The 12001-nt window shown below is 51.8% G+C and carries 13 protein-coding genes; 6 read left to right on the forward strand and 7 right to left on the reverse strand.

Annotation, left to right across the window (positions count from 1 at the left end; translation table 11 throughout):
• Positions 1-158 precede the first annotated feature (158 nt).
• Together hslV and hslU are read left to right on the forward strand one after the other, a co-directional pair.
• On the forward strand, positions 159-707 hold the full coding sequence (gene hslV / locus HEQ72_RS08320) for an ATP-dependent protease subunit HslV (protein WP_168020763.1): 549 nt from the start codon (positions 159-161) through the stop codon (positions 705-707).
• Complete coding sequence (gene hslU, locus HEQ72_RS08325; RefSeq protein ID WP_168020761.1) at positions 708-2018, forward strand: ATP-dependent protease ATPase subunit HslU; 1311 nt, start codon at positions 708-710, stop codon at positions 2016-2018.
• A gap of 33 nt (positions 2019-2051) precedes the next feature.
• Here the strand turns inward: hslU and dnaQ are convergent, their stop codons facing one another.
• From dnaQ to HEQ72_RS08350, 5 genes are read right to left on the reverse strand one after another with little or no spacing between them, the layout of a single operon-like run.
• Entirely contained in the window at positions 2052-2744 is a 693-nt protein-coding gene (gene dnaQ / locus HEQ72_RS08330) for a DNA polymerase III subunit epsilon (RefSeq protein ID WP_168020759.1), read from the reverse strand.
• Between the two features lie 6 nt (positions 2745-2750).
• A complete protein-coding gene (coaE, locus tag HEQ72_RS08335; protein ID WP_168020757.1) occupies positions 2751-3350 on the reverse strand; it encodes a dephospho-CoA kinase in 600 nt (199 codons plus the stop codon).
• Positions 3347-4195 (reverse strand): shikimate dehydrogenase, encoded by an 849-nt coding sequence (locus tag HEQ72_RS08340; RefSeq protein WP_168023096.1) that lies wholly within the window; start codon positions 4193-4195, stop codon positions 3347-3349. Before HEQ72_RS08340 ends, coaE begins: the two co-directional genes overlap by 4 nt.
• Positions 4192-4803 (reverse strand): Maf family protein, encoded by a 612-nt coding sequence (locus HEQ72_RS08345; protein WP_168023097.1) that lies wholly within the window; start codon positions 4801-4803, stop codon positions 4192-4194. Before HEQ72_RS08345 ends, HEQ72_RS08340 begins: the two co-directional genes overlap by 4 nt.
• Positions 4804-4811: 8 nt before the next feature.
• Positions 4812-5639, reverse strand: a complete 828-nt coding sequence (locus HEQ72_RS08350) for a pyruvate, water dikinase regulatory protein (protein ID WP_168023098.1) — start codon at positions 5637-5639, stop codon at positions 4812-4814.
• A 421-nt stretch (positions 5640-6060) separates the two neighbouring features.
• Here HEQ72_RS08350 and hemE point away from each other — a divergent pair, with 421 nt between their 5' ends.
• From hemE to rho, 4 genes are all read left to right on the forward strand, one after another.
• Positions 6061-7119, forward strand: coding sequence for a uroporphyrinogen decarboxylase (gene hemE / locus HEQ72_RS08355; protein ID WP_209316222.1), 1059 nt, complete (start codon positions 6061-6063; stop codon positions 7117-7119).
• A complete protein-coding gene (gene hemH, locus HEQ72_RS08360; RefSeq protein WP_168020752.1) occupies positions 7116-8210 on the forward strand; it encodes a ferrochelatase in 1095 nt (364 codons plus the stop codon). The genes hemE and hemH overlap by 4 nt, the downstream gene beginning before the upstream one ends.
• Positions 8182-8634: a protoporphyrinogen oxidase HemJ gene (hemJ, locus tag HEQ72_RS08365; RefSeq protein WP_245183215.1), complete on the forward strand. Its 453-nt coding sequence runs from the start codon at positions 8182-8184 to the stop codon at positions 8632-8634. The genes hemH and hemJ overlap by 29 nt, the downstream gene beginning before the upstream one ends.
• 293 nt (positions 8635-8927) lie before the next feature.
• On the forward strand, positions 8928-10184 hold the full coding sequence (gene rho / locus HEQ72_RS08370) for a transcription termination factor Rho (RefSeq protein ID WP_066133694.1): 1257 nt from the start codon (positions 8928-8930) through the stop codon (positions 10182-10184).
• 51 nt (positions 10185-10235) lie between these two features.
• Here the strand turns inward: rho and arsC are convergent, their stop codons facing one another.
• The gene (gene arsC, locus HEQ72_RS08375; RefSeq protein WP_168023100.1) at positions 10236-10583 is read right to left on the reverse strand and encodes an arsenate reductase (glutaredoxin); all 348 of its coding nucleotides are present in this window, start codon (positions 10581-10583) and stop codon (positions 10236-10238) included.
• Positions 10584-10597: 14 nt separating this feature from the next.
• On the reverse strand, positions 10598-11782 hold the full coding sequence (gene nagA, locus HEQ72_RS08380; RefSeq protein WP_168023101.1) for an N-acetylglucosamine-6-phosphate deacetylase: 1185 nt from the start codon (positions 11780-11782) through the stop codon (positions 10598-10600).
• Between the last annotated feature and the right edge of the window lie 219 nt (positions 11783-12001).

Genomic DNA, 12001 nt, shown 5'->3' on the forward strand with positions numbered 1-12001 from the left:
ACCCTGACAGGCACGGACTATAATGGTTATTCCGTAAAAACACAATTCTTGATTGTTCGCTGTCGATAGAGTGTTGACCCGTCTATTACAATGGCCCATCTAGGGATTTCGGAAACACTGTGTTTCCGTACAACGTGCTTTTTTGGAAACGCTGACCCATGTCTGATTCATCTCCTGCCGTGTGGCACGGCACTACAATTCTTTCTGTGCGAAAAAACGGTCGGGTTGTTGTTGCTGGAGACGGGCAGGTCACTCTCGGCTCCACGGTCATAAAATCCAATGCAACAAAAGTGCGTTACATTGGTGACGGCACTGCGCTGGTCGGATTTGCAGGGGCAACTGCTGATGCCTTTACTCTGTTCGAACGCCTTGAGGAAAAGCTCCGTCAACATCCCGGCAGGTTGGCCCATGCCTGTGTTGAACTGGCAAAGGACTGGCGAACCGATCGTTATCTGCGCCGCCTTGAAGCCATGATGGCCGTTGTTGATCGCGATGTTTCCCTTGTTCTGTCAGGAACCGGTGATGTTCTTGAACCCGAGGATGGCTTGATTGGTATCGGTTCTGGGGGAAGCTTTGCCCTTTCAGCCGCGCGGGCACTGGTTGATATCGAAGCCCTTGATGCAGAAGAGATCGCGCGACGCTCCATGAAGATCGCTGCCGATATTTGCGTATACACAAACCGAAATATTGTTCTGGAGAGCCTGTAAATGACAGCGTTCAGCCCCCGTGAAATTGTCTCTGAACTGGATCGCCATATTGTCGGGCAGGCTGATGCCAAACGGGCTGTAGCCGTAGCGCTGCGAAACCGGTGGCGTCGCCAGCAATTGCCCGAAGCTTTGCGTGAAGAAATCTTGCCCAAGAATATTCTTATGATCGGGCCAACGGGGGTCGGAAAGACAGAGATTGCGCGCCGTCTGGCAAAACTGGCCGAAGCACCTTTCATTAAGGTTGAAGCAACAAAATTCACCGAAGTGGGGTATGTCGGCCGTGATGTTGAAAGCATCATCCGCGACCTGACAGAAACCGCTGTTCAGGATACACGTGTCCGCCTGAGGCGACAGGTTAATGCCAAGGCAGAGGTGAACGCCGAAGAGCGGGTTCTCGATGCCTTGGTCGGGGAAAAGGCAAGTACGGAAACACGTCAGAAATTCCGCAAGATGTTGCGCGAGGGCAGCCTGAACGACCGGGAAATTGAACTGCAGCTCCGCGATACGGCCAATCCATCCATGCCAACAATTGATATCCCCGGCATGCCCGGATCGCAGATGGGGATGCTTAACCTGAATGACCTGTTCGGCAAGGCATTTGGCGGAATGACCAAAACACGCAAGATGACCGTACAGGACAGTTACGATATTCTCCTGCGCGAGGAGGCCGACAAGCTTCTGGACGAAGAGCAGGTCGTCAAGGAGGCTATATTCTCTGTTGAGAACAATGGCATCGTCTTTCTGGATGAAGTGGACAAAATCACAGTCCGGTCAGAAAGCCGAGGGGCAGATGTATCCCGGGAAGGAGTTCAGAGAGATCTGCTGCCCCTGATCGAAGGAACCATCGTAACGACCAAGCACGGCCCGGTGCGGACAGACCATATCCTGTTTATTGCATCCGGCGCATTCCACGTTGCCAAGCCATCCGATCTCCTTCCGGAATTGCAGGGTCGTCTTCCAATTCGTGTTGAGCTTCAGCCGCTTTGCCAGAATGATTTCCGCCGCATCCTGACAGAGCCGGAAGCCAACCTGATCGAACAATACAAGGCCCTGATCGGGACCGAGGGCGTGACACTGGCTTTTACAGATGATGCCATTGACGCTGTGGCCAAACTTGCGACCGAGATCAATGCGGCTGTCGAGAATATCGGTGCTAGGCGTTTACACACCGTTCTGGAAAAACTTCTGGAGGAAATCAGCTTCTCGGCAACCGATCGGAGTGGCGAAAGCATTACCCTGACAGCAAACGATGTACACGAAAGGCTGGATGGCATGGCAAACAAGTCTGATCTTTCCCGCTTTATCCTTTAGATCAGGATTTGCGCCGGGCAAGAAAATTTTGTCTCAGCTCTTATCGTATTGAAGCCATAACGCTTCTTTTACCATGCTACAAACAAAGTTCTGATGTGCCTCCACTTCTTCTGGGGTGGGGGCATGCGGACGGGGTTCACGGTAGGTACGGGGGGAAGCTTTCTCCCCGCCAACCTTGCCGGAAGAAGGGGCATTTGACAGCACCAAGCCGGGCTGTCGGCCACCACGTAATTCCAGATAAACTTCAGCCAGAAGTTCAGAGTCCAGAAGAGCACCGTGCTTGTCACGGCGGCTGTTATCAATATTGAATCGCTTGCACAGGGCATCCAGGCTTGCTGGTGCACCGGGAAACTGGCGGCGTGCCATCAGGAGCGTATCAACAGCCCGCTCGAACGGAACGGGCGGAAAGCCATGGGCAACCAGCTCCGCATTGATGAACTTCATATCAAAAGCGGCATTGTGGATAACCAGCGGGGAGTCCGCAATGAAATCAAGAAAGTCCTGTGCTTTCTCAGAAAACAGCGGCTTCCCGGACAGGAACTCTGTTGTCAGCCCATGAACACGGGCCGCATCGGCCGGCACATCCCGTTGAGGGTCCAGATACGTATGAAAGGTTCTTCCTGTCGGAACAAGATGAACCAATTCCAGACACCCGATTTCAACAAGCCTGTGACCCTCTGCAGGATCAAAGCCCGTTGTTTCCGTATCAAAGACAACCTCACGCATCCTGTTTCAACTCGCTGATCTTGAAGAGAGCAACCGGACAATACGGCGCAGGCTGCGAAAGGTTACCCCACGCCCAAGCCCCGTAGGCACAACCCAGTCCGCACGCCTGCGTTTTTCATGATCCGGCATTTGCCGTGCCAGAATAGCGCACAGACGCTCCTCCGTCATTCCTTTACGGGACAAAACCCGGGCTTTCTGGATGGAAAACGGTGCACTGACAACGGCAACATAATCACAGCGATCCTCTCCCCCTGTTTCAAACAACAGAGGGATATCCAGGGCAACAAGGGGAAAGCCCGCACGCTGATACTGTTTGAGGAAACGTTGCTCCGATTGACGGACCAACGGATGAACAATGTTTTCCAGACGGGAAAGGGCCTCCGGATCCTGAAAAACACAAGCACCGAGGGCAGCCCGATCAATCACGCCATTACGGACAACACCGGAAAAGGCCGCAGCAACAGCCTGAACAGCGGCACCCGCCGGGCCAAGCAGGGCGTGCACCGTCGCATCAGCATCATGAACGGGAACGCCAAGAACACGCAGCATACGGCAGGCCGTGGATTTCCCCATTCCGACCGAACCTGTGATTCCCAGAATATTCATACTAAATTCAGGCTCTTGATAACGTGATCACGCAACACATTATCCACAGTTGGCATCACACCAAACCAAGACCGGAACCCCGGGCATGCTTGGTGCAAGAGCATTCCAAGGCCATCAACCACCCTGTTGCCACGTCTGCGTGCCGTGGCGAGAAATGTCGTCTCCAGCGGTTTATACACAATATCACATACAACAGCCTGTTTCGACAGGGTATCCAGGGACAGCGATAACGGCGGACAACCTGTCATTCCCAGACTTGTTGTATTGACCAGAAGGGAAAGTGACGGAAAAAATCGCTTGTGGTTATCCCATTCAACAACTGTAATTCCCGCCCCTAGGTCACGCGCAATGGCTTCTGCTTTTTCAGGTGTTCTGTTGGCAATCAAAACATCCTGAAACCCGGCCCTGATCAGAGCGAGCACGATTGACCGGGCTGCACCACCCGCACCAAGAACCAATACCGGACCTTTAGAATCAACAGGACCAGCCTGGTCCTGCACATTGCGCATAAAGCCATCCCCATCCGTCGTATCGCCGTATATTGATCCATCTGTGGAAAACGTCAGGGTATTGACCGATCCTGCCGCACGAGCTGTTTCTGAAAGACTGTCACACAGGTTCAATACCGCCTCCTTGTGCGGGATTGTCACGTTGACACCACAAAACCCCATACGCGGCAAGGCCCGCACAACCAACTCAAGATCATCCGGGTGAACGGGCAAGGGAACAAAGGCACCATCAACACCATAGGCATCAAGCCAGAACCCATGCAAACAAGGACTAGCTGAGTGAGATACCGGCCATCCCAGAATACCCGCCAATTTTGCATGTCCACTTATTATCATGGATCCACAATCCCATGCTGACGCAAAACATCCAGAACCGGCAAAAGCGGGAGACCAAGGATCGTGAACCAGCTCCCCTCCATCTGTTCAAAAAGATGAACACCCAAAGCTTCCACCTGATAAGATCCAACGGATGCTAAGATTTTATCCCCAGCTTTATAAAGGTACTTTTCAATGTGTTTTTCAAAGAGTGAACGCATTGTCATAAAAGCATTATCTGTTTTTTTCCACATAACATGATCATTCATGCATAGGGCTACGCCAGATACCAAACGATGCGTTTTTCCGGAAAGTATCATCAACTGCTTTTTTGCCTGTCCATAATCACCGGGTTTGTCAAACCATATCCCGTCACACTCCAGAATTTGGTCTGCCCCCAAGACAAGGGTTTCCGGATAACGCTCTGACACCTGAAGCGCCTTGGCACAAGCAAGTTCCAGCGCAGTCTGCTCCACCGTCAAGCCGTTATCACGGCAGGACTGTTTCAAGGCGCCTTCACCAACATGTGGAATATCAACATGGAACGGTACACCGGCATCACTCAGGATACGACGACGGGTCACACTGCCAGAGGCAAGAACAACACCGGGTTGAGACACTGTTTCCATAGCTCCTGTTATACACTGCCCCGTTTCTGTGCATAAAGCTGCATAACCGTAACAGCTGCTTCTTCAATTGATTTACGGGTCATATCAATAACCGGAATGGCATGCCGGGTAAAAAGCCTTCTGGCTTGGTTCATTTCGTCCCGAACCCGATCTTCGTCGGCATAATCCACAGAACCGATATCTCCCCCCATCATTTTGAGCCGATGACGCCGGATATCGGCAAGAACAGAGGGATCCCGGGTCAACCCCACAATCAGCGGCCCGGGGATTGAAAATAAGTCGGATGGCAGGATAACACCGGGAACAACAGGAATATTGGCCGCTTTCAGGCCACGGTTGGCAAGATACATACACATCGGTGTCTTGGATGTTCTTGAAACCCCGAACACAATGACATCCGCCTCGGAAAGACCATCCAGTAACTGACCGTCATCATGGTCAATCGTGAACTGGATCGCATCCATACGGCGCAGATAATGGGCATCAACGACATGCTGCCGTCCAGGTTTGCCGTAGACCGGACTTCCCAGATATGCGGACAGGGCATTCAGAACCGGGTCCAGGACCGGGATGCACGGGACATCCAGGTCCATGAATTCCTGCTCCAGGGATGCACGGATATCAGGATCAACAACTGTATACAAAACAGGTCCGGGATCATCCCTGATTCCTTGTATCAACCGGCGGGTCTGCCCTGATGTACGAATCAGGAACCAATCGTGATGGCGCAAGGCAAGGTGTTCAAACTGGGCCAGACAGGCACGGGCAATACCGGAAATGGTTTCTCCGCTGGAGTCAGATACCAGATGAATTGACAGGACCCGTGTATCCGCCATCACCACATTGTCCCTTCTGTCCACAAGATAACCCAAACGCCGTTGATAACAGGGGATAAGACCCAGATTCTAAAAACAGGTTATTTTTCATACCTGTTTTCCCTGCTTTCAGTCACGGGACAATCCCCTTGTTCATAAGAATCCGATAGTGAATGTGAAGACCGTGTACAAGTTGCCACAACGGATGAAACCCACATCATCAACAGCCTGTGACAAAAAGAGCGACTCTTGTTACACAGGGGCATAGCGTCACATTTTCCCCTGTTTTTTCACGTGGATCAGTGCCCACATAATTATCCACCGTGATAATGTGGACAGGATCGTGAACAACGGTAATCCCCTTTATTCACAGGGATCAACAAGTCACTACATTTCCTTTAACAAGAAACTTTTATATTCAGATGGAAAACAAGGAAAAGGATTGACCGTGCCACCTGTTACAAAACCTTTGCTAAAAGCCCTTGCAGGACAGAAAACAGCAGAAATTCCCCTGTGGCTGATGCGCCAGGCTGGACGCTACCTGCCGGAATACAGGGAAACACGGGCAAAGGCAGGCGACTTCCTGTCCCTGTGTTATACGCCAGAGCTGGCAACAGAGGTCACACTCCAACCCATAAGCCGCTACCGGATGGATGCAGCCATCCTGTTTTCAGATATCCTGGTTATTCCCGATGCACTTGGGCAGAATGTATCCTTCCGCGAAGGGGAGGGACCATGCTTACCACCCCTGGAAGGACCACAGTCCCTTGATGCCCTGAATTCCGACAGAGTTCGTTCTCACCTTGATCCGGTGTTCAGGACGGTATCCAGTCTTGCTTCACGACTTCCACAACACACAACCCTCATCGGTTTTTGTGGAGCACCGTGGACTGTTGCGACGTACATGATAGAGGGAAAATCCTCAAAGGATTTTTCCAGAACAAAAACTTGGGCGTATTCAAGGCCAAAAGACTTCGCGCGATTGATTGCCCTTCTGGAAGATGCGTCCGTTGACTACCTGTGTGGGCAGATAGAAGCTGGTGCTGAAGCGCTGCAAATTTTTGACAGTTGGGCGGGGGTACTGCCCGAAAAAGAATTTTACCGATGGGCTTTGGAACCTGTGCAACGCATTGTCAGTGCGATAAAGGATCGTCATCCCGATATCCCGATTATAGGATTTCCGCGCGGGGCTGGTCTTCTATACGAGCAGTTTGTCCGCGAGAGTGGTTGTCATGCGATCAGTCTGGATACCACAGTCCCCTTGGAATGGGCTGCCCGGACACTGCAGCCACACATGACGGTACAAGGAAACCTGGATCCGGTTGCTCTTTTGGCAGGGGGAGAGTACCTTGACCAAGCCGTTGATGCCATTCTCCATTCCCTTGGGCATGGTCCCTTTGTCTTCAATCTGGGGCACGGCATTTTGCCTGCAACACCACCGGAAAACGTAAGTCGTCTTGTCGAGCGTGTCCGTTCTTTTACCCCCGGGAGAGTAGCGTGAAAAGGTTGGCTGTTGTCGTCTTCAATCTGGGGGGACCGGATCGCCCGGAAGCAGTAAAACCTTTTCTGTTCAATCTTTTCAATGATCCGGCGATTATTGGTGCACCAAAGCCTGTACGTTGGCTTCTGGCAAAGCTTATTTCCTCGCGGAGGGCGCCGGTTGCCCGTGAAATTTACGAGCATCTGGGGGGAAAATCGCCACTGCTTGAGCAAACAAAAGCTCAGGCAACAAGCTTGGAAAAGGAGCTGTCTGGCGTTGCCGAGACGGTAAAAGTCTTTGTTGCCATGCGCTACTGGCATCCGATGACGGTGGAAACGGTCCAGTCTGTCAAAGAGTTTTCCCCAGACCGGATTGTTCTTCTTCCCCTTTATCCGCAGTATTCATCAACAACATCAGGATCCTCACTCAAGCTCTGGGCCGAAGAAGCCTTGAAGCAGAAGCTTGATGTGCCCACGTCCACATTGTGTTGTTACCCCGATGAACCTGGCTTGATCGATGCCCTGGCCCTGAAAATTCGAGATGCCCTTTCGAACCTTCCTACGAAGGTACGCGTCCTTTTTTCGGCCCACGGCTTGCCAAAAAAAGTGATCGCAGCCGGAGATCCCTATCAGGATCAAGTGGAGCAGACCTGTGATGCCTTGGTCCGTCGTTTGGGGTTTCTGGGGGTGGATACCACAAACCTGGACTGGACGGTCTGCTATCAAAGCCGTGTTGGTCCCCTGGAATGGATTGGCCCGTCAACGGATGATGAAATTATCCGGGCCGGAAAAGACGGGGTTGCGGTTGTGATGGTGCCGGTTGCTTTTGTGTCCGAACATTCCGAGACCTTGGTGGAGCTGGACATCGAATATGGGGCCCTTGCCCGTGAAAGCGGCGTGCCATCCTATAACAGGATTATGACGGTCCAGTGTGACCCGCATTTTATCAGGGGATTGGCTGACCAGGTCCGGAAAACGCTCTTGGTCCCCGGTCAGCTTCGTTCCTGCCATGACCGGAAACTGTGCCGCGATGATAAAACACGGTGCCCTCATGCACCGGATCGTACGACAAAGGATAAAGCGGATGTTTGCATCGATGCCTGTGGGGTCTGACCCATACCTGTGGATCAAGGCCCTGCATGTGACCGCGGTTATCACCTGGATGGCCGGCCTGTTCTATCTGCCGCGGCTTTATGTGTATCACGCCGCAGAAGGGGAAGGAAATTCAGCGCTTTCTGAAACCTTCAAGGTCATGGAACGCCGTTTGTTGCGGGCAATCATGAATCCTTCAATGGTGATTGTATTCTCAACCGGCCTTCTTTTGGCTCCAGACTGGCTGAAAGGGCAGGGGTGGTTGCATGCGAAGATTGTCCTGGCCCTTGGCATGGCGGTTTGCCACGCTTTTTATGCCCGTTGGCGCAGGGATTTCGAAGCCGGGCAGAATACGCGTTCCCATCGTTTTTACCGCATTGCCAACGAGATCCCCACACTTCTTCTGCTGGGAATTATTATTCTGGTTATTATCAAACCGTTCTGAAACATTGCGCCGTATACGGAAAACGTTGACACGGGACACGGTTCATTTTAACGGTACCGGTATGGAAGTTACGGTCATGTATTTGGTCCGTGCTTCTTCCCTCCCTTATCCGCTACCTTTTCCAGACACGTTTCTGTCCTTGTTCCCCAAGATTGGTTCATGCCGTTCGGAACGGGGTTTTGTATCCAGTGCAGAAAAGGTCCAGGCGGCTTCTCCATCGTCTCCGACCGTGCCTCCTGATCGTTCAGAACAGGCGAAGACCGGAACCGGGGCATACTGACTGGTAGACCTGTATGCATCTGAAGGACCTGAAAAAGAAAACACCGGCCGATCTTCTGAAATTGGCCGAAGAACTTGATGTTGAGAATGCCAGCAGTCTGCGGAAACAGGATATCCTGTTCGGGATTCTGAAGTCGCTTGCCGGACGTGGTACGGCAATTTATGGAACCGGTGTCCTGGAGGTTTTGCAGGATGGTTTCGGCTTTCTGCGCTCTCCCGAAGCCAACTATCTTCCAGGTCCGGATGATATCTATGTCAGCCCGACCCAGGTTCGTCATTTCGGCCTGAGGACGGGTGACACGGTTGAAGGCCAGATCCGTGCCCCCAATAACGGGGAGCGGTACTTTGCCTTGTTGCGTATCGACACGATCAATTTCGAGGATCCGGAATCGGTCCGGCACCGCATTAACTTTGATAACCTGACGCCTCTGTATCCCTCGCGGAAGATCAAGCTGGAAACGCATGATCCGACCAACCGGAACATGATGCCCCGTGTTATTGAAATGGTATCGCCGCTTGGTTTCGGGCAACGTGGCCTGATTGTCGCACCACCGCGAACCGGTAAAACGGTGATGTTGCAGAACATTGCGACCTCAATTGCCGCCAATCATCCCGATGCCTATCTGATTGTTCTTCTGATCGACGAACGCCCGGAAGAAGTGACCGACATGGCCCGCAGTGTCCGGGGGGAGGTGATTTCCTCAACGTTCGATGAACCGGCCAACCGCCATGTTCAGGTTGCGGAAATGGTGATCGAGAAGGCCAAGCGGCTGGTTGAGCACAAACGGGATGTGATTATTCTCCTTGATTCCATTACCCGTCTTGCCCGGGCCTACAACACGGTTGTTCCATCTTCAGGAAAAGTTCTGACCGGTGGCGTTGACGCCAATGCCCTGCAAAGGCCCAAGCGCTTTTTCGGTGCAGCACGCAATATCGAAGAAGGCGGGTCCCTGACCATTATTGCAACGGCCCTGATCGATACGGGTTCCCGTATGGATGAAGTGATCTTCGAAGAGTTCAAGGGAACCGGTAACTCCGAACTGATTCTGGACCGTAAACTTGCTGACAGGCGGACATTCCCGGCAATTGACATCAATCGTTCCGGTACCCGCAAGGAAGAGCTTTTGGTTGATCGCCAGACTTTACAGAAAATGTGGGTTCTGCGCCGTATTCTCAACCCGCTGGGTACGCAGGATGGTATGGACTTCCTTCTTGGGAAGTTGAAGGAAACGAAAGATAACAATGACTTCTTTGAAGCCATGAACAACTGATTGTTATTTGGGGTCTTGAAGACGAAAAAGGAGGGATAATCCCTCCTTTTTTCATGCGGGCAGAAGTTCCAGAACATTCTCTGGCGGACGGGCGAGACAGGCTTTTTCCTCATGTATGACGACAGGTCGTTCAATCACCTTGGGGTGAGCGCACATAAAGGCAATGAGATCATTGTCTGACAATGTTTCCGGAGACATTCCCTCCTCACGTGCTTCCTTCTGTCGCACCAGCTCGATGGGTCTCATACCAAGTTTTGAGAGGACAGATTTCAGGACATCCGGCGTTGGGGGTGTTTTCAGGTACAAAACCACATCAGGCTCTACCCCTTTGCTTTGCAAAAGGGAAAGCGCCTGGCGTGATTTTGAGCAGTGTGGATTATGCCAAATGGTAAAGGTCATAAAGTTTCCTTTAGTTATAGAGAGGTGCTGACACCGTTCACCCACGTTGCCAATATATCCATATCCTGACTTAGCAGGGTAAGGTTGGCGCGCATTCCCTTTCTTATATGTCCCATGCTCTGGTCCAGTCCCAGAAACTGACATGGATAAAGGGATGCCATACGCCATGCTTCTTCCCGCTTTATGTCTGTCATCGACAGAACCCATTTAAGTCCATGGAGAATAGAGATATCAGCGCCGGCAAGCGTTCCATTTTCTGTTTCCAGCCGCCCGTTCCGTCTGAACACGGGTGTTCCATACAGTGAAAATACACTGTCCCCGGTTCCCAACAGGGGCATAGCATCACTGACAAGGAAAGGCTTGCACCCCTTGTTTTGCGCCTCCCGCAAAAAAAGACGAACCAAAGCCGGATGGACGTGAATACCATCAGCTATCAATCCACCCCAAGTCCTTGGTGCTGATAAAAGAGCTGCCCCCAGAAGGCCGGGATCTTGCCCCCGGACAGGGCTCATCGCATTGCCCAGGTGTGTGAAACCCGAAAAGCCATGCCGTAAGGCGGTCAAGGCTTGTTCATAGGTCGCCTCGCTATGCCCCATGGACAGAACAACACCTGACCTGACAAGATGCCGGGCAAAAACCTCTGGCATTGTCTCCGGTGCAGCCGTCAGCAAGAGACGAGCGCCTTTTTCTTGTAAAGCAAGGCCCAGTCTTTCGAGAAAACGGATGTCTTCTTCCTCTGGACAACGAACAAGGTCGTCGTTGTGGCATCCTCGTTTTATCGGATTGATAAAAGGCCCCTCAAGATGAAGGCCTGAAATACTGCTTTCTTTGTCATCCACCAAATGGAGAATAGTGTCGGCAGCTTGCCGCATTTTTTCAGGGTTATCGGTAATCAGGGTTGGAAGAAAGCCCGTTACGCCAAACGTCCGTAGGATACGGTCCATATGACGGGCTGTCTTTTCGTTGGGCGCATCGTTGAAAAGCAGGCCCCCGGCACCATTGACCTGTGCATCAAAAAAGCCCGGAACAAGGAAGCTGTCATCAGGCAGGTTAATGCGATAGGTGCCCCTTGGTGCTTTATCCGATGGCAGTACGTCAGAGACAATTCCATTCTGTATCAGAATACCATGACCAACCAGGACCTCCATTCCGGTAAAAATAGCCGGTCCTGCAAGGAATGTTGTTTGATCAGGGAACATGAAACACACCTTAAAGTAGATTTACTTGAAAATTAAAATCAAAAGAATGCGTCAGGCAGCCCCGGAGAGAGCATTCTGCATTTTTTTTGTTATTTGTTTAAGGAATTGTGTTGACGATTTTTGCGTTGGGGCTTAGAAGGTGCGTCCCGACGCTGAGGGACTGGTTTTTCTGGTTTTGTTGGTGTCTGGTGCTGTTTTACAGAGTGAAGAGACGGAAGG

Source organism: Haematospirillum sp. 15-248 (assembly GCF_012102665.1).
In the GTDB taxonomy this organism is placed as follows: Bacteria; Pseudomonadota; Alphaproteobacteria; order Rhodospirillales; family Rhodospirillaceae; genus Haematospirillum.

Excerpts from the sequence above, each read along its gene's own strand:
- hslV (WP_168020763.1), top strand. The coding sequence starts at position 159 with ATGTCTGATTCATCTCCTGCCGTGTGGCACGGCACTACAATTCTTTCT.
- hslU (WP_168020761.1), top strand. The coding sequence starts at position 708 with ATGACAGCGTTCAGCCCCCGTGAAATTGTCTCTGAACTGGATCGCCAT.
- dnaQ (WP_168020759.1), bottom strand. The coding sequence starts at position 2,744 with ATGCGTGAGGTTGTCTTTGATACGGAAACAACGGGCTTTGATCCTGCA.
- coaE (WP_168020757.1), bottom strand. The coding sequence starts at position 3,350 with ATGAATATTCTGGGAATCACAGGTTCGGTCGGAATGGGGAAATCCACG.
- HEQ72_RS08340 (WP_168023096.1), bottom strand. The coding sequence starts at position 4,195 with ATGATAATAAGTGGACATGCAAAATTGGCGGGTATTCTGGGATGGCCG.
- HEQ72_RS08345 (WP_168023097.1), bottom strand. The coding sequence starts at position 4,803 with ATGGAAACAGTGTCTCAACCCGGTGTTGTTCTTGCCTCTGGCAGTGTG.
- HEQ72_RS08350 (WP_168023098.1), bottom strand. The coding sequence starts at position 5,639 with ATGGCGGATACACGGGTCCTGTCAATTCATCTGGTATCTGACTCCAGC.
- hemJ (WP_245183215.1), top strand. The coding sequence starts at position 8,182 with ATGTTTGCATCGATGCCTGTGGGGTCTGACCCATACCTGTGGATCAAG.
- rho (WP_066133694.1), top strand. The coding sequence starts at position 8,928 with ATGCATCTGAAGGACCTGAAAAAGAAAACACCGGCCGATCTTCTGAAA.
- arsC (WP_168023100.1), bottom strand. The coding sequence starts at position 10,583 with ATGACCTTTACCATTTGGCATAATCCACACTGCTCAAAATCACGCCAG.
- nagA (WP_168023101.1), bottom strand. The coding sequence starts at position 11,782 with ATGTTCCCTGATCAAACAACATTCCTTGCAGGACCGGCTATTTTTACC.